Source organism: Limnohabitans sp. (assembly GCF_031539175.1).
GTDB lineage: Bacteria > Pseudomonadota > Gammaproteobacteria > Burkholderiales > Burkholderiaceae_C > Limnohabitans.
Map to the genome: position 1 here is coordinate 1 of NZ_JAVKLQ010000041.1, position 21,736 is coordinate 21,736.

Genomic DNA, 21,736 nt, shown 5'->3' on the forward strand with positions numbered 1-21,736 from the left:
ACTTTCACCATCTCTAGCCTCGGCGGCATTGGTGGCAAGTACTTCACGCCCATCATCAACGCGCCCGAAGTGGCCATCCTCGGTGTGTGCAAGAGCACCATGGAACCCGTGTGGAACGGCAAAGAATTTGTGCCACGTTTGATGTTGCCTTTGAGCTTGACGTGGGATCACCGCGTCATCGACGGCGCCGCAGCGGCACGCTTCAACGCGTTCCTCGGTCAAATCCTCAGCGACTTCCGTCGCGTACTTCTCTAAGGATTTGATATGGCAATGATTGATATCAAAGTTCCAGACATCGGCGACTTCGACGAAGTGGCCGTGATCGAGTTGCTCGTCAAAGTGGGCGACACCGTCAAGGCTGAACAATCACTCATCACCGTGGAGTCCGACAAAGCGTCGATGGAAATTCCATCGTCACACGCGGGCGTGGTGAAAGAGTTGAAGATCAAGCTGGGCGATAAGGTCAAGCAAGGCTCGGTCGTGTTGGTGCTCGAAGGCGAGGGCGCTGCTGCGCCTGCTGCCTCAGCACCCGCTGCTGCACCTACACCGGCATCTACACCCACGTCGGTACCGGCCGTTGCAACTGCTTCAGCCGCAGCGCCTGCGGTGGCTGCAGGTCCTGCACCTGTGGCTTCGAGCTTCGGTGGCTCTGCAGACATCGAGTGTGACTTGCTCGTGTTGGGCGGTGGCCCCGGCGGTTATTCAGCCGCGTTCCGTGCGGCTGACCTCGGCTTGAACGTGGTCATCGTTGAGCGCTACGCCACCTTGGGCGGCGTGTGTTTGAACGTGGGTTGCATTCCCTCCAAAGCCTTGCTGCACGTCGCAGCGGTGATGGACGAAGTGGCTCACATGGCTGACCTCGGCGTGGACTTCGGTACACCCGCTGTCAACATCGACAAGCTGCGCGGCCACAAAGAAAAAGTCATTGGCAAACTCACAGGCGGCTTGGCTGCCATGGCCAAGATGCGTAAGGTCACCACCGTGCGCGGCTTGGGTCAGTTTGTAGGTGCACATCACCTTGAAGTGTCTGAGACCACCGGCACTGCGCAAGAACAAAACGGCAGCAAAAAAGTGATCGCGTTCAAACGCGCCATCATCGCTGCAGGCTCTCAAGCTGTGCGTTTGCCTTTCATGCCCAACGACCCACGCGTGGTGGACAGCACCGGCGCTTTGGAACTCAAAGAAGTGCCCAAGCGCATGCTGATTTTGGGTGGCGGCATCATCGGCCTGGAAATGGGCACCGTTTACAGCACGCTGGGCGCACGCCTGGACGTGGTGGAAATGATGGACGGCCTCATGCAAGGCGCTGACCGCGACTTGGTCAAGGTCTGGCAAAAGATGAACGCCAAGCGCTTTGACAACATCATGCTCAAGACCAAGACCGTGTCCGCACGCGCCTTGCCCGAAGGCATTGAAGTCACGTTTGCACCGGCAGAAGAGGGCGGCACAGCCCCCGCGCCGCAGGTGTACGACCTCGTGTTGCAAGCCGTGGGCCGTACGCCCAACGGCAAAAAACTCGCTGCTGAAAAGGCAGGCGTGGCTGTGACCGACCGCGGCTTCATCAACGTCGACATTCAAATGCGCACCAACGTGCCGCACATCTTCGCCATTGGCGACATCGTGGGCCAGCCCATGTTGGCGCACAAAGCGGTGCACGAAGCACATGTGGCGGCCGAAGTGATTGCGGGCGAACTGCAAGGCAACAAAGAGCTGGCAGCCGCTGCGTTTAACGCACGCGTCATCCCCAGCGTGGCCTACACCGACCCCGAAGTGGCATGGGTGGGCTTGACCGAAGACCAAGCCAAAGCGCAAGGCATCAAGGTGAAAAAGGGCTTGTTCCCTTGGACCGCCTCGGGCCGCGCCATTGCCAACGGCCGCGACGAAGGCGTGACCAAACTGTTGTTTGACGATTCGCCCGAGGCCCACGGCCACGGCAAGATCTTGGGCGGCGGCATGGTGGGCACGCACGCGGGCGACATGATCGGCGAGATTGCTCTGGCCATCGAAATGGGCGCAGACGCCGTGGACATCGGCAAAACCATCCACCCCCACCCCACGCTGGGCGAAAGCATCGGCATGGCGGCAGAAGTGGCGCATGGCAGTTGCACGGACTTGCCGCCTGGCAAGAAGTAAACGCTTCGCGCTTTAAATGAAGAAGCCGCCAACCTGAAAGGTTGGCGGCTTTTTACGTTCTGCCAGCTCAGTGTTTATTGATTTTTTGCGTGAGCAATAGCCTCATTCAAACCTTGCTTGATGCTGCCAAATGCATCAACCGGCATTGATCGAATTTCATAACTCGTACTCCGCCCACTCGCCTCAGACCGCATCAACACACCACGCTCTAGCAGCTCGTTGATGTCGCGCAGCGCGGTGTCTTGCGAGCATTTGGCAATCGCTGCCCACTTGCTGGTGGTGAGCTTGCCGTCAAAACCATCTAGCAGTTTGTTGAGCAGTTTGATTTGTCGCTCGTTCATGGGTGTGTCGGCCCATTGCCGCCAGAAGTTGGCTTTGCCTAGTACGGCAGACAGTGTGCCTTGTGCGCCTTGGACGGCGCGCAGCAGGCAGCCTAAAAACCACTCTAGCCAATCGGTCACGTCCAGCGTGCCTTTTTGGGTGCGTTCGAGTTTGTCGTAATAGTCTTTGCGTTCGCGCTGGATTTGTGCCGACAGGCTGTAGTAGCGCTGTGCAGTGCCTTCAGCGCGGGCCAGTGCCAAGTCGCCTACAGCGCGGCCCATGCGGCCATTGCCATCGTCCATCGGGTGCACGGTGACAAACCACAAGTGGGCTAGGCCAGCTTTGATCAGCGGGTCGTCTTGGCTGGCGGTGTTGAACCAATCTAGGAACAACGCCATTTCAGCGTTTAGCGTATTCGCAGGCGGGGCTTGGTAGTGCACGCGTGGGCGGTGCAGCGGGCCAGACACCACTTGCATGGGGCCTTGCGCATCGTTGCGCCACGCACCTACGCGTATGGGCGTCATGCCGCTGTAGCCCGTGGGGAAGAGGGCAGCGTGCCAGCCGCACAGGCGCTGCACGGTCAGTGCTTGGTCGTGCTGTTGGGTGGCGTCTAGCACCATGTCCACCACGCCGTCCACATGGCGGTCGGTCGGGGCCAGTGCACCAATGTCCACGCCTAAGCGGCGAGCGATGGACGAGCGCACCGACTCGGGGTTGAGCATTTCACCTTCGATCTCGCTGGTCTTGATCACGTCTTCGGTCAGCACGCGCAGGGTGGCTTGGTCGCGTTGCTCAAGGCCAATGTCGTGCATGCGGCCCAGCAGCAGGCCTTGTGCGTGGTGCACTTGCGCTAGCAGTGGGGCCAAACGCGCGTGCGCGTAGGTCCACTTGGGCCAAGTGTCTTGTTGCCAAACATAAAGTTTATCGCCGCTATTCATGCGGTGATTATGCGGTGAATACACCTCATACGGAAGTTATTCAGCGCATATTTTGCGGTGATTGTGTGGTTTTATCGCCGCAAAGGCATGGAGGCAGCGATGATGCACGGCAGCTGCACGGACTTGCCGTCTAGCTAAAAGTAGACGCTTTGTTCTTCATAGCCCTGAGCAACGGATTGGCCAATTCCCTCTCAACCCCATGTAATACTTGTGGCCTTATCAGGTTGAAATTCCAACCCCTAGTTCGTAAAAAATGACCCAAGAAACCAACAACCTCGCCGCCGATCTGTGGGCGCTTGCCGACCTGCTGCGCGGCGACTTTAAACAGAGCCAATATGGCCGCGTCATCCTGCCCTTTGCCCTGCTGCGCCGTCTGGAATGTGTGTTGGAAAGTAGCAAGTCTGCTGTGCTGCTTGAGGCCGCCAAGGTGGAGAAGATGGCCATTGCCGAAGAGGCCAAGGAAAAGCTGCTGTTGCGCGCTACCGGAGGGCTTAGCTTTTTCAACACCTCACCCATGGACCTGAGCACCCTGGGCGAGTCGGGCATCAAGGCCAATCTGGAGCGCTACATCCAGTGCTTTTCCAAAGACGCCCGCGAGATTTTTGACCACTTCAAGTTCGCCGAATTCATTGGCTTCCGGCTCGCTGAGGACTACGCTTTCAAAGCATCGGTGTCGCGGGCATATGAAGGGTACCGACGTGAGGCTTCGAACATAGACGAGGTATTTGTTGCACGATTGTTTTCATCTGCACTGAGCCGTCTTGATGAGCAGCCACTTCGCTTAGTTGAAACGACCACTCACGGTAGCCCATGGCATGAACTTGCGTCCTCGGATGTTGTCCGGAAAGCAACCGAGGTCGTACCGGATTTCGCGAACTCAGTTATGCAACTTGCGAAGGATGGGTTGGCCGCTTTGAAGCCAGCATCAAAGGCGGTTATTGCCGGGAAACCCTCAGGAAATACTGAATAGTCAGACCAATGAATCCCACCTGTTTCATAGGCAAAATCCACAGCGAATGCACAGATCCGCCTGTGCGGTCGCTGCGCCATGTCAAACCGAAGGAGGTACCTTATGCGTGATGCACAGTACTGGGCCAGCTTGGTGCAAGAGCTGTGCGCCATGCCGCACGAGGCGGGCTGGGTGGAGTTCAAGCACAACAATGCTGAGCCTCAGGAGATTGGTGAATACATTTCTGCACTGGCCAATGCTTGCGCGCTGGAGGGCAAAGCCCATGCCTACCTGCTGTGGGGTGTGGAGGACGTTACCCATGCCTTGCTGGGCACATCTTTTGACCCGTTCAGCAAGCGTGTGGGCAATGAAGAGCTTGAGAGTTGGCTGCTGCGCCAGCTTTCGCCCAAGCTGGGTTTTCAGTTCATCCCTTTAGATGTGAACGGCACAAGGCTGGTGCTGCTGCAGATTGACTGCGCAACGCGGCACCCTGTGCAGTTTGCAGGGGCTGAATTCATACGCGTGGGCTCTTACAAAAAGCGTTTGAAAGACTTCCCTGAGAAGGAACGGGCGCTTTGGCGGGCTCTGGATGCCACGCCATTTGAGCGTTTGCCAGCTGCCGAAAAGCTCACGGGCGAAGAGGTGTTGCGGCTGCTGGACTACCCCAGTTATTTTGATTTGGTGGGGCGGGCTTTGCCCGATGGGCACAGTGCCATTTTGGAGGCGTTGGCGGCTGACCGACTGATAGAAGCGGCGGGCGGCGGGCACTGGAATGTGCTGAACGTGGGCGCCATTTTGTTGGCCAAGCAGTTGTCAGACTTTGGCCGCTTGCAGCGCAAGGCGGTGCGGGTGGTGGTTTACAAAGGCAAGGGCCGGGTGGAAACCCTGCGTGAGCAAGTGGGTGCCAAGGGCTACGCCAGCGGGTTTGAAGGTTTGGTGGGCTTCATCAACAATTTGTTGCCCGTGAACGAGGTCATTGGACGGGCCTTGCGCAAGGCGGTGCCGGTGTACCCCGAGCTGGCCATACGCGAGCTGGTAGCCAATGCGCTGATTCACCAAGACTTGTCTGTTAGCGGCAGCGGGCCGATGGTCGAAATCTTCGACGACCGCATGGAGATCACCAACCCCGGCGTGCCCTTGGTGGATACCTCGCGCATGCTGGACAGCCCGCCCCGGTCGCGCAATGAGCGGCTGGCCTCGCTGATGCGGCGCATGGGCATTTGCGAAGAGCGCGGCAGCGGGGTAGACAAGGTGGTGTTTCAAGCCGAGTTTTACCAATTGCCTGCACCGGCTTTTGAGGTAACGGGCGACTCCACCCGAAGTACCTTGTTTGCGCCTCGGACCTTGACGAAGATGGAGCAAGCCGATCGCGTGCGGGCGGTTTATTTGCATGCCTGCTTGCGCTACGTAGAGCGCGAGTTTATGACCAACACAACCTTGCGGGATCGCTTTGGCATTGACGCCAAAAACAGTGCCACCGCGTCAAGGCTGATCAAAGAGGCACTGGGGGCCGGTGTTATCCGCTTGCAAGACCCGACTGCGCCCCCAAAGACTCGGCGTTACCTGCCAAGTTGGGCCTGAATTTACTTGCTGGGTATTTGATGGAATAGGTCTGGGTGGCTAAGAATTTTTGAAAAAGTATATATAAATCAATGGTTTATAGATCTTTGGGTGCTTGCTGGGTATTTGATGCCAGCCCAATTAACAAGAGAAAGTTTATTCCCCATGCACGAAATCATCTGCCCCCACTGCCACAAAGCCTTCAAGATCGACGAAGCGGGGTACGCCGACATCCTCAAACAGGTGCGCGATGGCGATTTTGAAAAGCAGTTGCACGAGCGGCTGGAGCTGGCCGAGCGGGAAAAGCGCGACGCGATTGCCTTGGCCGAGGCCAATGTCACCAATGCGCTGCAAAAGGCTGCGGCGGCCAAAGACACGGAGATTCAGGCGCTGAAAGCCCAGCTCGATGCGGGCGAGGTGGCGCGCAAGCTGGCGGTGACGGAGGCTTTGGGCACGGTGAGCAAAGAGCGCGATGCGTTGGCCAACGAGCTGAAGACCGAACAGGAGAGGGCGCGCAACAGCAGCCAAGCGGCTGCCCAGTTGGCCGAGGCCAAGCTGGCCCATGCGCTGCAGGCCGAAGCTGCCAAAAAAGACGCCGAAATTCAGGCGCTGCAAGCCAAGCTGGAGGCCACCGAGACAGCCCGCCAATTGGCTGTGAACGAGGCAGTGGGTGTGGTCGCCCGAGAGCGCGATGGCTTGAAAAATGACCTCAATCTCATCGCCGTGAAAAACCAGCTGGAAGCGAAAGCCATCAAGGAGCAATTCGCCTTGCAGCTGCGCGACCGTGATGGCGAGATTGCGCGCCTGCGCGACATGAAGGCGCGGCTGTCGACCAAGATGGTGGGTGAAACCCTGGAGCAGCACTGCGAGATCGAGTTCAACCGCATCCGTTCGGCCGCCTTTCAGCGCGCGCATTTTGAGAAAGACAATGACGCCCGCACCGGCAGCAAGGGCGACTACATTTTTCGCGACTCGGACGAGTCGGGTGCCGAGATCGTCTCCATCATGTTTGAGATGAAGAACGAAAGCGACGAAACGGCCACCAAGAAGCGGAACGAAGATTTTCTGAAAGAGCTGGACAAAGACCGCACAGAAAAAGCCTGCGAGTACGCGGTGCTGGTGTCCCTGCTGGAGCCGGAGAGCGAGTTGTACAACAGCGGCATCGTCGATGTGTCGCACCGCTACCCCAAGATGTACGTGGTGCGGCCACAGTTTTTTGTGCCCCTGATCACGCTGTTGCGCAATGCGGCTTTAAACGCGATGAAGTATAAATCCGAGCTGGCCCTGGTGCGCTCACAGAACGTGGACATCACCAAGTTCGAAACCCAGCTGGACGAATTCAAGACGGCGTTTGGTCGCAATTGGCGCTTGGCCTCTGAGGGTTTTGAAGAAGCCGTCAAGCGCATTGACGAAGCGATCAAGGACCTGGAAAAAACCAAGGAAGCGCTGCACAAGTCGGCCAACAATTTGCGCCTGGCCAACGACAAGGCCGACGACTTGACGATCAAGAAGCTCACCCGGGGCAACCCCACGATGGCCGCCAAGTTTGCAGAGTTGCCGGGGAACACCCCCGACTGAGGCTGAGGCTGCGATTGGGTAGTGGGCGCGGGGATGTCGACAGAGGGTAAAAACTACCAATGGATACGATTCGTTGGTAATATCTGAGCCTTCAAGCAACACGCACACTCGGAGCAGGCACCATGACCCGAAACACATCTATCTCGCTCGGCGATCATTTCGGCGCATTTATTGCGCAGCAAATCAGCCAAGGGCGCTACGGCTCTGCCAGTGAGGTGGTGCGGGCTGGATTGCGGCAGCTTGAAGCGCATGAGACTCAACTGGCCACCTTGCGTGCGGCGCTGGAAGATGGCGAAAACAGTGGCGTCAGCACCAGCTTCGATGTGGATGATTTTTTAAAATCTAAGCGACAGAAGACAGCGGGCGCAACCGGTAAAACTGCGGCTACCAAGTGAGCGGCGGCTACCTGCTTTCGCCACTTGCCCTGGCGGATATTTCAGATATTTGGGACTACAGCTATAGCTACTGGGGTGCCGATCAAGCCGATGCCTATGTGCTGGCGATTCATGCAGCCTGTGAAGAGTTGGCGCAAACCTTGGCAAAGGGGCGACAAGCTGGGCAAAGTGCAGAACACATACGTGCGGGATACCGCAAGTGCCTCGTTGGTTTGCACATGATATTTTTCAAATGCCAAGCCCGAGATAGGGTGGAGGTGGTGCGCATCTTGAATCAACGCATGGACGTTCCAGCGCACCTGTAATTTGGCGCTCAATGCTCAGTGCGCCCCGAGGTAACACCCCTCAGCCCGCTCCCCATCCACGTCATCACCTTCCTCACTGCACAGCGCAGCAATCAAGGCATGGTCAACCACTTGTCCAGGTAGCAGCAGCTCTTCATTCGTCCAGCGCTTGACCAAGTGGCCATTGGCCACGCCGCCGGTGTGTGGGGCTTGGTAGGCGCGGCGGTGTTGCATGGTGATGCCGCTGTTGGCGTTGGCAATGAAGCGGCTTTCGCCCAAGGCCCAAGGTTCAAAGTAGGCGTTGGCCTTTGCATCCACTTGGCGAAAGTAGCTGCGTGCGCCTTCGGCGTTGAGCTTTTTGCGCACGGTGCGCGTGATGAGGCCTTGCAAATGGTCTAGCGCGGCGTAGTCCATCTGGCTGATGGTGGCTGGGCTCATGTCTTGCCCAGCTAGTGCAGGCGTGGCGGCCAGCTCGGCGGGCAGCACTTGCACCATGGCTTTGACCACATCGTGATGCGGCGCTACAGCGGTGGCCACGCCGCGTGTTTGCGGCTGGATGGGGCAGCGAATTTCTACAAAGCGGGGCTTGACGGGGCCGGTGCAGCCGTCGTGGTGGTAGTACTCGCCTTGGCTCAGCCGCCCTTTGCTAGAGCGGCCGCGCACGTCGCGGTAGGTGGGGTGTTGGGTGTGCACGTTCAGGCACACCACCAAGCCCGTGGCATCGACCAGTTGGTAAAAGGCTTCACGCCATTCGGGCAAGAGCAGCTTGTCGTGCAGATAGTCGTTGGGCTGAGCACTTTCATGGCCCACTTCGCCTTCGATCACCAACACAAAGGGCTTGGGTCTGCGCACGCGCCATTGGCAATTCGCAAATTCCAGCACCGAGCTGGCATGTTCAAAATGTGTGGCGGCGCTAAGGCCTGTGGGGTCTGACATGGTGTGGGTTCAGTTGAGGTCGGGCTCGAACACCGAGCTTGAAACCGTCAGCAATTTTAGGTGGGCGCTGCGCCTGATGTCGTGACTAGCGCAATGCTCTGCGCTGCGCCATCCAAAGCGCACCCGTGCTGAGCACGCTGATCACCAGCAGCCATTGCAACGCCAGTGCGTAGCCTTGTTGCGGTGACCACAACAAGCCCATGGCCAGCGGTGCTGCAGCGCGGGCCAACGCAATCGGCAGGCCCAGCAGACCGTTGAGTTGGCCCACATGGTCGCGGCTCACGTACTGGGCCATGGCCGTGCCTTTGACGATGGTGTTCATGCCATTGCCCAAGCCAAAGAACACCACAAACACCAAGGCCGCAATGGGGTTGAGGCCGCCGATCAGCAGCGCCAAAAGCCCCATCGGAATGAGGGCTGGTATCCAGCGGTTGGCCGTGTGCACGTCCCAATGGCGCTCAAACACCCACAGCAGCAAGCGGCCCACTACTTGAATCACGCCGATGGCCGCAGGAATGGCAATCACCCAAGCGGGGGACAAGCCCGCCTCTTGCAGCAGCGCAATCATGTGGGCGGGCAGGGCCGAGGTGACGCCCATCATCAACAGCATGAAAGCGGCCAGCAACCAAAACGGCGATTGCCGCAGATGCGCTCGCACCGACACGGGCCGCGTGTGGGCGTGGTCTGTGAGTTCTGTAGCCAACCGCTTAGGCGCTGCGCCGCGCAACAGCCTTGCATGCAAAGGCGCACACACCAGCAGCTGCAAAGCCGCCAATGCCCACAGGGCTTGACGCCAACCCCACAGGTCAATCCACCAGCTGGTGAGCGGAATAAACACGGTGCTGGCCAGCCCACCCAAAAAAGTCAGGGTGATGATGGCGCGGCGAAAGTCTTGCGGAAAGCGCCGCGTCACCACCGCAAAGGCGGGGCTGTACAAGGTGGCGGCCAGTCCCAAACCCAGCCAAATCCACGCGGCATAAAAACCACCGACCGACTGCACGCAGCTGTGGCCCAACAAGCCCAGCCCGACCCACAGCGAGCCCAAGGTCATCACTGCACGCTCATGCCCCGCATCGATCCAACGCCCCACTTGGTAAGCCATCAGCCCCTCGGCCAGCAAAGCCAAACTAAAGGCCAACGATGATTCAGCGCGGCTCATGCCCAGCTCCGCCTCCAGCGGCGTCATGAGCAACGAGAAGGTGTAGAACACGCTGCCCCAGGTGATGAGCTGGGGCAATGACAGCCAGACACTGAAAGGGCCCAGTGCGGGAGCTTTTGAAAAAAGCGCTTTCAGAAGTGCGTGGCGGACGAGGGACATGTGGACATTATCTTGGGGGTGGATGAGCCGTTAGGCTGTCATGTGAAAGACTGGGTGGATGCCCATGGCATGCCAGAATTTCTCAACTTTTTAAACGACGAGAGACATGGCATGACTTTTAGTTTTTACTCCGATAAACGTCTGCGCGTGCAGTGTGTTTTGGGTCTTGCATTGGCCGTGTTGGGCGCGCCGTTTGTGCAAGCGCAAACGGGGCCCTCTGTTTTTCCGTCCAAACCCGTGCGCATCGTCGTGCCCCAAACGCCAGGCGGCGCGTCCGATGCACTGGCCCGCATGGTCGGTCAAAAGCTGTCTGAAAAATGGGGCCAAGCGGTGGTGGTCGAAAACCGGGCCGGGGCGGGCGGCAACATCGGCATGGATGTGGTGGCCAAAGCCCCCGGGGACGGCTACACGCTCTTGATGTCGTATGTGGGGTCGCACGCCATCAACCCCAGCATTTACAGCAAGTTGCCTTTCGATCCCGAGGCCGATTTTGTGGCCGTGGCCACTTTGGCGAACGTGCCTTTTGTCGCGGTGGTCAACGCGGCTGTGCCGGTGACCAACCTCAAAGGGCTGGTGAGTTATTCGGCCGGCAAGCCGATTGCCTTTGGCTCAGCCGGCAACGGGTCGGTCAACCATTTGTTGGGTGAAATGTTCAACACGGCCAGCGGGGCCAAGATGCAGCATGTGCCCTACAAAGGGGCCGCGCCTGCCTTGACTGATTTGATCTCGGGGCAGATACAAGTGGTGTTCACCAGTTTGCCTTCTGTGGCGCAACACATTCGCAGCGGCACGGTGAAAGGGTTGGCGGTGACGGGCTCCAAACGCGCTGCAGCGTTCAAAGACATTCCCACCATCGCAGAGTCGGGGTTCCCGAGCTTTGTGATCAACCCTTGGTTCGGTTTGTTTGCCTCCAAGGGCACGCCTGCTGCCGTGGTCAAACAGATCAACGCGGACGTGAAAAAAATCATGGAGGACAAAGACCTCCTCGACAAATTCGCCGCTTTGGGGGCGGAGCCTTTTGAGTCCACGCCGCAAGAGTTTCAGGCCATGCTGCACGCCGACATCAAGACGTGGGCTGCCGTGGTGAAAAGCTCGGGCGCAACCGCGGATTGATTCGAACAGACAAGGACATATTTTCATGAAAATCAAACGCATAGCCGGCGCACTGGGTGCAGAAATCTCCGGCGTAGATTTGACCCAACCCATATCGCCAGATTTGGCTGCAGAAATTCGCGATGTTTTTCTCAAGCACGAGGTGATTTTTCTTCGCAACCAGCCCCTGAGTTCTCAGCAGTTCATGGACTTCGCCAACGCCATGGGCGAGCCCGTGGAGTACCCGTTTGTCAAAGGCCTCGATGGCTTTCCACAGATCATTGAGGTGAAGAAGCTGGAGCATGAGAAGGTGAATTTCGGTGGCGTGTGGCACTCGGACACCACCTACCTCGACATTCCGCCCATGGGGTCGATGTTGCTGGCCAAAGAGATTCCGCCTTACGGCGGCGACACCTTGTTTGCCAGCCAGTACGCGGCTTATGAAGCTTTGTCTGACACCATGCAGCGCTTGCTTCAAGGTCTGCAAGGCATCAGCACCTCGGCCAAAGCCGACGTGTCGAAGACGCGCGAAGACCGGCTGAAAACCGACGGCAAAGCCTCGGCACCCAAAGACTTCAGCAGCAAGCACCCCGTGGTGCGCACCCATCCAGAAACCGGTCGCAAAGCGCTGTTTGTGAACGTGGCCCACACCGCCGGCATTGACGGTTTGACGGAGCAAGAGAGTGCGTCTTTGCTGAACTTTTTGTTCCAACACCAAGTCAAGCCGGAGTTCACCTGTCGCTGGGCTTGGGAGCCTCACACCTTGACGTTCTGGGACAACCGCTGTGCGCAGCACAACCCCATCAACGATTACCACGGGTTCCGTCGTGTCTTGCATCGCATCACCTTGAAGGGCGACAAGCCCGTTTAAATGCCCCAGCGATTGCGACCAACCGATGTCCGACACCTTTCCAGAAAAAATGCAACCTCATCCAGAATTTGTCATGCGTGGCAACCGTTTTCAAGCGCTGACGTGGGACGTGATGAGTCCTGAGCAGCAGGCGATGACGCGTGCCGTGTTGGACGGCAAACGCGGCTCCATGCAAGGCCCGTACAACGTGTTGTTGCGCAGCCCTGAGGTGGGTCAATTGGCGCAGCAGTTTGGCGCCCAAACACGTTTCAATTCGTCGCTGCCTTTGGCGTTGAACGAGCTGGCCATTTTGCTGGTGGCACGCGACTGGACGGCCCAGTTTGTCTGGTGGGCACACCGCCGCATCGCAGAGGAGGCGGGCTTGTCGCCGGCTTTGATTCAAGCCATCGCCAAGGGGCAAACGGTGCCCGAGGATTTGTTGCCCGACGTCAAAGTAGTGCATCGGTTTTGCAGCGAATTGCTGCGCCACAAGCAGGTGAGCGATGCGACGTATGCCGATGCCGTCAGCCATTTTGGTGAGCGCGGTGTGGTGGACTTGATGGCCACCATGAGCTACTACACCTTGGTCTGCATGTCACTGAATGTGGATGGCTACCCTTTGCCAGACGGTGCGCAGGCCGAGTTGGCCGCCTTAGTTTGACGCCCCAGCCAGCACGGTCATCGTCTGCTGGTAAGACCCACGAATGCCTTTGTCATCCACCCACTCGACACGCATGTCACCGGTCTCGGTGGCGCGCACAAAAAATTCAAACAGCGGGTTGGCCGAAATGCCCGACGACGGCTCGATGCGAAAGACCTCTTGCGAACCCAGCGTGCAGGTCAGCAGTCGGATGATGTTGCGCGGCACCAGTGTGCCCAACAGGTTTTGCAGATAACCCGTGTCCATGGGATGTTGAACCAAGAGGCGCACTTTCACCACATCGCCGCTCACGATGCGTTCAGGCCATTGCAGTCTGGCGAAGCTCATGAGGCGTCCACACAGGCCGATTCGGTCACGATGATGTCGACGGCGTCATAACGAAATTCACCGTTGGACAGACGTGCCAAGGCGACCACCGTTTGTGTGCCCGCCAGCCGAATGCGTGTGTTGATCTCTGCACGGCCATTCCAAGGCCCCATGTGAAACACCGCCATGCGTGTGACAGGGTTGCGTTGCGACAGCAAGTACACCTGCGTGACATGGTCTTGTGCCGTCATGGGGCTCTGGATGTGCACGTCGATGGGCACCAAAAACCCGTTATCAGCCAAGGGTTGCGCCGTCAGGGTGACGTCTTGTCGCAGCAGCTTGGCGCCTTGGATGATGGGGTCCATCATTTGCGCCAAGGTTTGCAATTGGCCCGATTCCATTTTTTGGGCCAAGGCCAAATCGCCTTGCAAGGCGGCTGAAGCCAAGGCCATCGAGGCCGTGTGTTTCAGCCACTGTCGACGCGAGGTCTTGGTCATGCCTTGGCCAAACTCAGCCCATGGTTTTTGAGTGGCAAGGAGCGAATGCGTTTGCCCAACGCGGCAGAAATCGCGTTGACCAAAGCAGGTGCCAAGGGCGCTTGTGCCGGTTCGCCCACGCCACCCCAGAAGCCACCCGTAGGCGCAATGACCACCTCAACTTTGGGCATTTCGTTCAAACGCATCATGCGGTAGTCATGGAAATTGGATTGCTCCACACGACCTTCTTTGATGGTGTTTTCTCCCCAGAAGATCGCGGTCAAGCCATGCACCACACTGCCTTGGAATTGGGCCACGATGTTGTCAGGGTTGACGGCGTAGCCGGGATCGATGCCAATCACCACGCGGTGAATCTTCACCTCGTTTTTGACGTTCACCGACACCTCGCACACGCACGCCGTCCAGCTGCCGTAGCCTTCGGTTTCTGCCACGCCTCGGAACACGCCTGCAGGCAATGGGCTGCCCCAGCCTGCAGCCTTGGTCACGGCTTCGAGAATGCTGCGGTCGCGTTTGGACTTTTCGTTGTTGGGCAACATGCTGAGGCGAAAGGCCACAGGGTCCTTGCCCGCTGCTTGTGCCAATTCGTCGATGAAGCACTCGCGCCCATACGGGTTTTGCGAGTGGCCCACTGAGCGCCAAAAGCCCACAGGCACATTGGTGTTGCGCTGCGCGTAATCGACCAAGGTGTTGGGGATGTCGTAGGGGTGGTCGTTGAAACTCGCCACGGCTTGGCCGTCGATGCCTTTGGGCAAAGGCAGCTTGAGCAGCGTGGCCAAGATGGACGGTGCGCTCACGCGGATGTGCAGCGCATCGACCTTGCCGCTGGCGTCCAAGCCTGCCTTGAAGCGCATCAGGCTGGCCGGGCGGTACAGGCCGTGCTGAATTTCTTCTTCGCGCGTCCACAGCATCTTGACGGGTTTGCCGGGCATGGCCTTGGCAATCATCACGGCTTGGCGTGTGAAGTCTTGCGGGCTCTTGCGGCCCAAACCGCCACCCAGTTGCACGGGGTGAACTTTGACATTCGCCTGCGGCACGCCTGCCGTGGCCGCACTGACGGCCAAGGTGGCTTCGGGGTTTTGGGTGGACGACCACACTTCCAATTGGTCGCCTTGTAGCCACGCGGTGCACACCATGGGCTCCATGGTGGCATGGGCCAAGTAGGGGGTGAAGTAATCGGCCTCGACCACTTTGGCTGCCTTGCCGAGTGCTTCGGGGGTGTTGCCGTCGTTGCGCGCCACGGCCAACTCGGCTTGTTCCATGCCCGCTTTGAACTGGGCCATGATGGCGGCGCTGCTCAGGGTGCCGTGCTCGCCCACGTCCCAGTCCACCGCCACTTCGCGCAAAGCCTCTTTGGCCCGCCACCAGTTGTCGGCGACCACCGCCACAAACTCGCCCATGTTCAAAACCTTCACGATGCCTCGGCGGTTTTCCACCTTCGACGCATCCATGTTTTTGACCTTGCCATTGAACACGGGGCAAGCCGCCACGGCTGCATGCAGCATGCCCGGCAGTTGGGTGTCGATGCCGTATTTGATGCGACCCGTCACGATGCTTGGAATGTCAACGCGTGGGATGGATTTGCCAATCAGCGTCCAGTCTTTAGGGTCTTTGAGTTGGACCTCTTTGGGCGCTGGCAGCTTGGCTGCGGCTGTTGCCAACTGCCCATAGCTCAGTGAGCGTTTGCTGGCGGCATGGGTGACTTTGCTCAGCGATGCTTTGCACTCACTGGCAGGCACGCCCCATTGCTGCGCCGCGGCGGCGACCAGCATTTCGCGCGCTGTGGCACCGGCTTTGCGCAGGTATTCTTGTGAGTTGCGGATGGTTCGACTGCCCACCGAGGCCATGTCGCCGTAGGCGCGTTTGGTGCGCAGGTTGTCGTGTGCGGTGGCGAATTCGACGCGCACTTTTTTCCAATCTGCATCCAACTCTTCAGCAATGATCATGGGCGCAGACGTCATGCTGCCTTGGCCCATTTCAGCGCGTGCGTAACGGATGACGATGGTGTCGTTGGGTTCAATCTCGACCCACACGTTGAGCTGCGGCACATCCGCCGCACTGGCGCGCTCGGGCACGAAAAAGCCCAAAGACAAGCCAGCTGTTGCGCTGCTAGAGACTTTCAAAAAGTGGCGGCGATCCACGCCAACGGGGGTGTGTGGGGTGCTCATGCGCGGGTCCCTTTCTTGGCAGCGGCGTGAATGGCGGTGCGAATGCGGGCGTAGGTGCCGCAGCGGCAAATATTGCTCATGGCCGCATCGATGTCGTCATCGGTGGGCTTGGGTTTTTTCTTGAGCAAGGCCACGGCCGCAAGAATTTGGCCGCTTTGGCAGTAACCGCATTGCGGCACTTGGTGATCGATCCACGCTTGCTGCACGGCATGCAAGCGGTCTTTGTCTGCGAGGCCTTCGATGGTGATGACTTTCTGTCCAACCGCCGCAGACACGGGGTACGAGCACGAGCGCACAGGCTCGCCATTGAGCAGCACCGTGCACGCGCCACATTGGGCCACGCCACAACCGAACTTAGGCCCCTTGATGTCGAGTTCATCGCGCAAGGCCCACAGCAGAGGCATTTCGGGCTCGGTATCGAGGGTGTGATTTTTCCCGTTGACGGTCAGTTTCATGGCTAGCTTTCAGGTGTGTGGATCAACGCAAACTGGTGATGAAGTGCGCGAGGTTTTCGATGTCTTTCTCGGACAAGGTTTGCGCCACGCTGGTCATGTTGCCGGCGTCGTTGGTGCGGGTGCGGGCTTTGAAGTCGGTCATCTGTTTGACGATGTATTCATACTGCTGACCCGCGACGCGCGGAATTTCGTTTTGACCGGCAAAGCCCCCAAGGTGGCACATGGCGCACAGTGTTTCATCGGCTTTGGCACGTCCAAGGGCGATCTTGGCGTCGTCAGTTTTGTAGGTGGAGGGCTTGGCTTTTTGTGCGGCGTAATAGTTGCCGATGTCGATCATGTCTTGACGGCTCAGGGTAGACGCCATGGCGGTCATGACGGCATGGCTGCGGCGGCCTTCTTTGTAGTCCTTGAGCTGGACATAGATGTAGCGCCAAGATTGGCCCGCTAAATTAGGAAATTCGCCACTTGCTGAATTGCCATCGGCCCCGTGGCAGGCGGCACACACTTGGGCTTTGGCTTTGCCGTTTTGAATGTCTTGTTCTGAGGGTTGGGCCTGTGCTTGAAACGTCAAAGCAGACAGGGCCCACAAGAGCAGGGAAGTGATGCGCAAATTCATGGCTGTATAGGACAAGTTTTAAAAATCAAAAAATGGCCACCACAGAGGGTGGCCATTTTCAAGGCTAAGTTGGATTACTTAGGCAATGCAAACACGACCATCGAGTTGCCGCGTTTGAAGTCGAGTTGGGTGTTGCCACCGCAACCCATGGCGACGTATTGACGGCCCTTGACGGTGTAAGACACGGGCATGGCGTTGGCACCCGCACCGCAGTTGTATTCCCACAGTTTTTTGCCGTTGCGGGCATCCAAGGCGCGGAACAAACCATTGCCTTCACCGTAGAACACCAAGTCGCCGGCCGTGGCCAATGCGCCACCGATCAGGGGTTGTTCGGTGTCAAATTTCCAAGCCATTTTGCCGGTGTCGACGTTCACGGCAGCCAAGCGGCCCCATTGCTTTTCGCCTTCGATCACCTTGAACGCGCCGCCTAACCACAGCTTGCCGCCGGGGTACTTAGCTGCTTCGACGTGGTACGTCATCGGTTGGTGCAAGTTCAGGGCGTATGCCATGCGCAGCTTGGGGTTGATGGCCATGGGTGACCATTCCACGCCGCCGTTCGCGCCAGGCAGCATGCGAGCGCCTTGGGCGGTGGGCAGGACCCACATGTTTTCTTGCGGCACCATGGCTTCAGAGAAGCGGATCAGCTCGCCGGTATCGCGGTGATGCACATACACGTGGCCGGTTTTGCCACCGTGGATTACGCCGGGCACCATCTTGCCGTTTTTGTCTTTCACGTCCATCAAGATGGGGGGGCTGACGGCATCCAAGTCCCACACATCGTGGGCGATGTATTGGTAATGCCACTTGTAGGCACCGGTGTCGAGGTTAACGGCCACCAGCGAGTCGGTGTAGAGGTTGTCACCAGGACGCTCAGCACCGTACAGGTCAGGCGAGGGGTTGCCGACCACAAAGAAGATGGTGCGTGACTTGACGTCCACAGCGGGGTTCATCCACACGCCACCGCCCAAGGTTTGGAAGAAGGAGCTGTCGCGAGCCAGCGCTGCTTTTTCGGCGGCGATGTCGCGGTGCATGTTGCGACCTGTGGCGTCGTTGACGGCCCACACGCCTTCATGGCCTTTTTCAGGGATGGTGTGGAAAGTCCAAGCGAGTTTGCCGGTGTTGGCATCGAAGGCTTTGACGAAGCCGCGAATGCCGTATTCACCGCCGTTGGTGCCGATCAGCACCTTGCCGTCAACCACCGTGGGGGCCATGGTTTCGCTGTAGCCTTTTTCTGGGTCAGCAATTTCGGTGTCCCACAGCAGCTTGCCGGTCTTGGCGTCCAAAGACACCAAGCGTGCATCGAGTGTGCCCATGAAGAGCTTGCCGCCTTCGACCGCGACACCGCGGTTGTTCGGGCCGCAGCAGAAGGTGGTGATGGGGCCCATCTTGTGTTTGTAGTGCCAGAACTCTTTGCCAGTCACCGCATCGAGTGCGTAGACATGGTTGTAAGAGGTGGTCATGTACATGATGCCGTCGACCACGATGGGGGCGGTTTCCATGGACTCGCGCACTTCCGTTTGGAAGGTGAACTCAGGGCGCATATTCTTCACGTTGCCCGCATTGATCTGCGTGCCTTTGTAAAAACGCGTTTGCTCGTAGTCGCCGTTGGTGTGCAACCAGTTCGCTGTTTGGCCACCTGCTTTGTTCAGTTGGTCTTGCGTGACGTTGATGCCTTTGTCGATGTTGGCGCCGCTGGCATTCATGCCTTTTTGGCCTTGAATTTCTTCGCCGACCGCTATGCCGGTTAAGCAAAGCAGGGCGGATGCAGCGGCTATTCGCTTGATGCTGAAAATTTGCTTCATAAGTTTGTCCTGGTGAGGTGGTTAGGCGTTGCACAGATCGGCAACGAAACAGGGAGGCGTTGGACAATCTACGCTCGATGTGATGAATTTGCTAGTAACTAGAGCACATTAAAGGGAAAGTACTTATAAAGAATTCCTGCGATGATCTAGGCAACTTAAGGAGATCGTCCATGAAAAAACTCATTCATCTCGTCTTGATTGGCAGCGGCCTGCTAGGCATGCAAACCGCTGCCTACGCGCAAAAGGGCATGGACCAAATCAACATCAATGGCCAGTTTGTGATGGCTGCCCGTGTGGGCAAGGTCGAGCGCGTGCAAGCGCTGTTGGATCAAGGCGCAAGCGTGAACTCCAGAGATCGCAATGGCGACACGCCACTCAATATGGCTGCCGCCAAGGGCAATGCCGACTTGGTGCAGGCGTTACTCAAGGCCAATGCGGATGTGAATTTGGCGAATCTTTCGGGGGTGACACCGCTCATGGGCGCAGCTTTCAGCGCCAATCCACAGATTTTCAACGCCTTGCTTGCGGCTGGGGCCAAAACCGAGCCATTGGATCGTGTCAAGAAAAATGCTGCAACGTATGCTGCTGCGCACGGGTGCACGGCTTGTCTACAAGACCTCGTCAAGGCCGGTACCAATGTCAACGCGAAGCTTGAAAACGACCTCACTTTGCTGATGTGGGCGGCTGCTTACGGCCAAGACGAGACCGTGCGCTATTTGCTGTCTCAAGGCGCTGAAAAGGAGGCCAAAGACAACCGTGGAAAATCCGCAGTGGATCTTGCACGTGACGGCAATCATCTTGCCTTGGCGCAGTTGCTGACAGCCTCGTTGAGCCGTTGAACGCGCAATGTACAGGGCCTGACAAAACGTAAACGATCAGGCCGATCCGGCGGTGGGTTCGCCTGCATACCTTTTTTTGTGTATTTGCATTTTTTTGCTGCAGTTTTAGCATCGCTTGTGTGTTTCAACTCATAGCAGCAAGGTGCAATATGAACCTCGAGATTTCAAGCGATGCGTCGCTTATTAGTTCTCAATGGCATGTGGCTGAAACGTGGCTGGAGAAGGCGGGCGTTCGCATCAACGGTCAGCAGCCTTGGGATGTGAGAGTTCACAACGACGCTTTGTTTGATCGTGTGTTGGCCAAAGGGCATCTGGCATGGGGCGAAAGTTACATGGACGGGTGGTGGGATTGCGACAGCATTGATGAACTCACCGCACGCTTAATCCGCGCAGGACTCGACAAACAGTTGCACCGTCCCGATCAATGGCTTGCTGTGTTTCGGGCGATTTTTATGAATATGCAATCTGTGCCACGCTCTTGGCAAGTGGGGTATCAGCACTATGACTTGGGCAACGATTTGTATGAAGCCATGTTGGACCCCTACATGGCCTACAGCTGCGGTTATTGGGCGCATGCAGACGCGTTAGAAACGGCACAAGAGGCCAAGCTTGAGCTGATTTGCAGCCCGAAATGCGTTTGCTAGACATCGGCTGCGGTTGGGGAAGCTTGATGCGGCTTGCCGCTGAACGTTATGGGGTGAGCTGTGTGGGACTGACGGTATCGCATGAACAGGCGCAATGGGGTGCTCAAAAGACACACGGGTTGCCGATTCGTTTTGAGTTGACCGATTACCGATTGTTCAATGAGATTGGCGCCCAAAAATTTGACCGCATCGCTTCAGTCGGCATGTTCGAACATGTGGGATCAAAAAATTACCCAGCCTACTTCGCCATGGCCCGACGAAGCCTCACAGACGAAGGCTTGTTTTTGCTTCACTCGATTGGCAAAAATCAGACCGATGTGGTCACCGATCCTTGGATTGAAAAATACATCTTTCCGAACGGCATATTGCCTTCTGTGAAGCAAATAGCAGCCGCGGTTGAGCCCGAATTTGTTTTGGAAGATTGGCACAATTTCGGGGCCGATTACGACCGCACGTTGATGGCTTGGCATGCACGTTTTGAGGCTGCGTGGCCCCGCTTGCAGTCACGCTATGACCAGCGCTTCTACCGCATGTGGCGCTATTACTTGTTGTGCTGTGCAGGATCGTTTCGCGCGCGCGACAGCCAACTTTGGCAATTGGTGTTGTCGCCACGCGGTGTGCCCTCGGGCTACAGACGGCCGTTGTTTTAATTCACGCATGTTGGTTGAAGCGTTGGCGACAGGGGAGAAATGGACCAACCACTGAGGCGGGCACAATCAGCGATCCGAAGAGATCGGCCCTTACCTTGCTGGAGAGACCATGACCGAACGCCTGCCTCAGATCGCCTATGCGGATTTACCCGAAGCCGTGCGGCCTCTCGCGGACGATATTCTCAAAGTCTCTAGCGCTGCTTTGGGTGGCCCTTACAACGCCTTGTTGCGCAGCCCAGACATGGCGCGCCGGTGCTTTGATTTTTTAGACTACCTGCGCTTCAAAACCTCGGTCAACAAACGTCTCAACGAGTTCGCCATCCTGATTCAGGCGCGCATCTCTAACGCGCAATACGAGTGGTGGGCGCACGAAATCATCGGCCGCAAGTCAGGTTTGTCAGACGATGTGATGCGCGATTTACAGCAGTGCCGACGCCCCACCACCATGCAAGCCGATGAGCGCCTGGTGTACGACTACTGCGTGCAACTGTCCCTCAATCACCGTGTGCCCGACGCGCTGTGGCAAGAGGCGGTCGATCACCTCGGTGAGCAAGCGGTGATCGACTTGACCGTGTTGTCAGGCACCTACGTCATGGTGTCGATGCTCTTGAACGCCACGCAAGTGGGTATTCCCAACGGCGGTGCGTTGCCGCTTGAGGTGTTGGACCCCGTGGACATTCGCCAGCGTTTGCTCGCTGCTTGACCGGCGCTTTGGCCGCATCTTCACCGCCCCTGATTTGGAGACTT

21 protein-coding genes and 1 pseudogene are annotated in these 21,736 nt (G+C 57.8%); 13 read left to right on the forward strand and 9 right to left on the reverse strand.

Annotated elements, in window-relative coordinates; genetic code table 11:
* Positions 1–255 (forward strand): 2-oxo acid dehydrogenase subunit E2 (locus tag RMS95_RS07440; RefSeq protein WP_310644958.1); only part of this gene is annotated, 255 nt, incomplete at its 5' end.
* A 9-nt stretch (positions 256–264) separates the two neighbouring features.
* Positions 265–2,133 carry a dihydrolipoyl dehydrogenase gene (gene lpdA, locus RMS95_RS07445; RefSeq protein ID WP_310644960.1) on the forward strand — a complete coding sequence of 623 codons (1,869 nt, stop codon included), beginning with the start codon at positions 265–267 and terminating at the stop codon, positions 2,131–2,133.
* Positions 2,134–2,207: 74 nt separating this feature from the next.
* Here lpdA and RMS95_RS07450 read toward each other — a convergent pair whose 3' ends face one another.
* Positions 2,208–3,392, reverse strand: a complete 1,185-nt coding sequence (locus RMS95_RS07450) for a Fic family protein (protein WP_310644962.1) — start codon at positions 3,390–3,392, stop codon at positions 2,208–2,210.
* 253 nt (positions 3,393–3,645) lie between these two features.
* On the opposite strand from RMS95_RS07450, the gene RMS95_RS07455 reads away from it, so the two are divergent.
* The 5 genes from RMS95_RS07455 to RMS95_RS07475 all read left to right on the forward strand — a co-directional run bounded on the left by RMS95_RS07455 (position 3,646) and on the right by RMS95_RS07475 (position 8,179).
* Entirely contained in the window at positions 3,646–4,362 is a 717-nt protein-coding gene (locus RMS95_RS07455; protein ID WP_310644964.1) for a type I restriction-modification system subunit M N-terminal domain-containing protein, read from the forward strand.
* A 102-nt stretch (positions 4,363–4,464) separates the two neighbouring features.
* Positions 4,465–5,922, forward strand: a complete 1,458-nt coding sequence (locus RMS95_RS07460; protein ID WP_310644966.1) for an ATP-binding protein — start codon at positions 4,465–4,467, stop codon at positions 5,920–5,922.
* Between the two features lie 144 nt (positions 5,923–6,066).
* A complete protein-coding gene (locus tag RMS95_RS07465) occupies positions 6,067–7,479 on the forward strand; it encodes a DUF2130 domain-containing protein (RefSeq protein WP_310644968.1) in 1,413 nt (470 codons plus the stop codon).
* Between the two features lie 122 nt (positions 7,480–7,601).
* Complete coding sequence (locus RMS95_RS07470) at positions 7,602–7,874, forward strand: type II toxin-antitoxin system ParD family antitoxin (protein ID WP_310644970.1); 273 nt, start codon at positions 7,602–7,604, stop codon at positions 7,872–7,874.
* The gene (locus tag RMS95_RS07475; protein ID WP_310644973.1) at positions 7,871–8,179 is read left to right on the forward strand and encodes a type II toxin-antitoxin system RelE/ParE family toxin; all 309 of its coding nucleotides are present in this window, start codon (positions 7,871–7,873) and stop codon (positions 8,177–8,179) included. Before RMS95_RS07470 ends, RMS95_RS07475 begins: the two co-directional genes overlap by 4 nt.
* Before the next feature lie 15 nt (positions 8,180–8,194).
* Here RMS95_RS07475 and RMS95_RS07480 read toward each other — a convergent pair whose 3' ends face one another.
* Entirely contained in the window at positions 8,195–9,094 is a 900-nt protein-coding gene (locus RMS95_RS07480) for a hypothetical protein (RefSeq protein WP_310644975.1), read from the reverse strand.
* 85 nt (positions 9,095–9,179) lie between these two features.
* Positions 9,180–10,412 (reverse strand): MFS transporter, encoded by a 1,233-nt coding sequence (locus tag RMS95_RS07485; protein ID WP_310644976.1) that lies wholly within the window; start codon positions 10,410–10,412, stop codon positions 9,180–9,182.
* Positions 10,413–10,523: 111 nt separating this feature from the next.
* Between RMS95_RS07485 and RMS95_RS07490 the strand changes: the two genes are divergently transcribed.
* The 3 genes from RMS95_RS07490 to RMS95_RS07500 are packed head-to-tail and all read left to right on the forward strand — an operon-like array spanning position 10,524 to position 13,015.
* The gene (locus RMS95_RS07490) at positions 10,524–11,525 is read left to right on the forward strand and encodes a tripartite tricarboxylate transporter substrate binding protein (RefSeq protein WP_310644978.1); all 1,002 of its coding nucleotides are present in this window, start codon (positions 10,524–10,526) and stop codon (positions 11,523–11,525) included.
* 25 nt (positions 11,526–11,550) lie between these two features.
* The gene (locus RMS95_RS07495; protein ID WP_310644980.1) at positions 11,551–12,375 is read left to right on the forward strand and encodes a TauD/TfdA family dioxygenase; all 825 of its coding nucleotides are present in this window, start codon (positions 11,551–11,553) and stop codon (positions 12,373–12,375) included.
* Between the two features lie 25 nt (positions 12,376–12,400).
* Positions 12,401–13,015: a carboxymuconolactone decarboxylase family protein gene (locus RMS95_RS07500; RefSeq protein WP_310644982.1), complete on the forward strand. Its 615-nt coding sequence runs from the start codon at positions 12,401–12,403 to the stop codon at positions 13,013–13,015.
* Here the strand turns inward: RMS95_RS07500 and soxZ are convergent.
* From soxZ to RMS95_RS07530, 6 genes are all read right to left on the reverse strand, one after another.
* Positions 13,007–13,342: a thiosulfate oxidation carrier complex protein SoxZ gene (gene soxZ, locus RMS95_RS07505; protein ID WP_310644984.1), complete on the reverse strand. Its 336-nt coding sequence runs from the start codon at positions 13,340–13,342 to the stop codon at positions 13,007–13,009. The two genes, RMS95_RS07500 and soxZ, sit on opposite strands and share 9 nt — an antisense overlap.
* Entirely contained in the window at positions 13,339–13,818 is a 480-nt protein-coding gene (locus RMS95_RS07510) for a thiosulfate oxidation carrier protein SoxY (protein WP_310644986.1), read from the reverse strand. Before RMS95_RS07510 ends, soxZ begins: the two co-directional genes overlap by 4 nt.
* Positions 13,815–15,983 carry a xanthine dehydrogenase family protein molybdopterin-binding subunit gene (locus RMS95_RS07515; RefSeq protein ID WP_310644988.1) on the reverse strand — a complete coding sequence of 723 codons (2,169 nt, stop codon included), beginning with the start codon at positions 15,981–15,983 and terminating at the stop codon, positions 13,815–13,817. Before RMS95_RS07515 ends, RMS95_RS07510 begins: the two co-directional genes overlap by 4 nt.
* A complete protein-coding gene (locus RMS95_RS07520; RefSeq protein ID WP_310644990.1) occupies positions 15,980–16,438 on the reverse strand; it encodes a 2Fe-2S iron-sulfur cluster-binding protein in 459 nt (152 codons plus the stop codon). The genes RMS95_RS07515 and RMS95_RS07520 overlap by 4 nt, the downstream gene beginning before the upstream one ends.
* A gap of 22 nt (positions 16,439–16,460) precedes the next feature.
* Positions 16,461–17,054, reverse strand: a complete 594-nt coding sequence (locus tag RMS95_RS07525) for a c-type cytochrome (RefSeq protein ID WP_310644993.1) — start codon at positions 17,052–17,054, stop codon at positions 16,461–16,463.
* Positions 17,055–17,128: 74 nt separating this feature from the next.
* Positions 17,129–18,856 carry a PQQ-binding-like beta-propeller repeat protein gene (locus RMS95_RS07530; protein ID WP_310644995.1) on the reverse strand — a complete coding sequence of 576 codons (1,728 nt, stop codon included), beginning with the start codon at positions 18,854–18,856 and terminating at the stop codon, positions 17,129–17,131.
* Between the two features lie 170 nt (positions 18,857–19,026).
* Between RMS95_RS07530 and RMS95_RS07535 the strand changes: the two genes are divergently transcribed.
* The 3 genes and pseudogenes from RMS95_RS07535 (at position 19,027) to RMS95_RS07545 (ending at position 21,692) form a co-directional block, all read left to right on the forward strand.
* On the forward strand, positions 19,027–19,695 hold the full coding sequence (locus tag RMS95_RS07535) for an ankyrin repeat domain-containing protein (RefSeq protein WP_310644997.1): 669 nt from the start codon (positions 19,027–19,029) through the stop codon (positions 19,693–19,695).
* A gap of 530 nt (positions 19,696–20,225) precedes the next feature.
* Positions 20,226–20,989: pseudogene (gene cfa / locus RMS95_RS07540) on the forward strand (cyclopropane fatty acyl phospholipid synthase).
* A gap of 109 nt (positions 20,990–21,098) precedes the next feature.
* Positions 21,099–21,692, forward strand: a complete 594-nt coding sequence (locus RMS95_RS07545; RefSeq protein WP_310644999.1) for a carboxymuconolactone decarboxylase family protein — start codon at positions 21,099–21,101, stop codon at positions 21,690–21,692.
* Positions 21,693–21,736 lie beyond the last annotated feature (44 nt).

Excerpts from the sequence above, each read along its gene's own strand:
- lpdA (WP_310644960.1), top strand. The coding sequence starts at position 265 with ATGGCAATGATTGATATCAAAGTTCCAGACATCGGCGACTTCGACGAA.
- RMS95_RS07450 (WP_310644962.1), bottom strand. The coding sequence starts at position 3,392 with ATGAATAGCGGCGATAAACTTTATGTTTGGCAACAAGACACTTGGCCC.
- RMS95_RS07455 (WP_310644964.1), top strand. The coding sequence starts at position 3,646 with ATGACCCAAGAAACCAACAACCTCGCCGCCGATCTGTGGGCGCTTGCC.
- RMS95_RS07460 (WP_310644966.1), top strand. The coding sequence starts at position 4,465 with ATGCGTGATGCACAGTACTGGGCCAGCTTGGTGCAAGAGCTGTGCGCC.
- RMS95_RS07465 (WP_310644968.1), top strand. The coding sequence starts at position 6,067 with ATGCACGAAATCATCTGCCCCCACTGCCACAAAGCCTTCAAGATCGAC.
- RMS95_RS07470 (WP_310644970.1), top strand. The coding sequence starts at position 7,602 with ATGACCCGAAACACATCTATCTCGCTCGGCGATCATTTCGGCGCATTT.
- RMS95_RS07480 (WP_310644975.1), bottom strand. The coding sequence starts at position 9,094 with ATGTCAGACCCCACAGGCCTTAGCGCCGCCACACATTTTGAACATGCC.
- RMS95_RS07485 (WP_310644976.1), bottom strand. The coding sequence starts at position 10,412 with ATGTCCCTCGTCCGCCACGCACTTCTGAAAGCGCTTTTTTCAAAAGCT.
- RMS95_RS07490 (WP_310644978.1), top strand. The coding sequence starts at position 10,524 with ATGACTTTTAGTTTTTACTCCGATAAACGTCTGCGCGTGCAGTGTGTT.
- RMS95_RS07495 (WP_310644980.1), top strand. The coding sequence starts at position 11,551 with ATGAAAATCAAACGCATAGCCGGCGCACTGGGTGCAGAAATCTCCGGC.
- RMS95_RS07500 (WP_310644982.1), top strand. The coding sequence starts at position 12,401 with ATGTCCGACACCTTTCCAGAAAAAATGCAACCTCATCCAGAATTTGTC.
- soxZ (WP_310644984.1), bottom strand. The coding sequence starts at position 13,342 with ATGAGCTTCGCCAGACTGCAATGGCCTGAACGCATCGTGAGCGGCGAT.
- RMS95_RS07510 (WP_310644986.1), bottom strand. The coding sequence starts at position 13,818 with ATGACCAAGACCTCGCGTCGACAGTGGCTGAAACACACGGCCTCGATG.
- RMS95_RS07515 (WP_310644988.1), bottom strand. The coding sequence starts at position 15,983 with ATGAGCACCCCACACACCCCCGTTGGCGTGGATCGCCGCCACTTTTTG.
- RMS95_RS07520 (WP_310644990.1), bottom strand. The coding sequence starts at position 16,438 with ATGAAACTGACCGTCAACGGGAAAAATCACACCCTCGATACCGAGCCC.
- RMS95_RS07525 (WP_310644993.1), bottom strand. The coding sequence starts at position 17,054 with ATGAATTTGCGCATCACTTCCCTGCTCTTGTGGGCCCTGTCTGCTTTG.
- RMS95_RS07530 (WP_310644995.1), bottom strand. The coding sequence starts at position 18,856 with ATGAAGCAAATTTTCAGCATCAAGCGAATAGCCGCTGCATCCGCCCTG.
- RMS95_RS07535 (WP_310644997.1), top strand. The coding sequence starts at position 19,027 with ATGAAAAAACTCATTCATCTCGTCTTGATTGGCAGCGGCCTGCTAGGC.
- RMS95_RS07545 (WP_310644999.1), top strand. The coding sequence starts at position 21,099 with ATGACCGAACGCCTGCCTCAGATCGCCTATGCGGATTTACCCGAAGCC.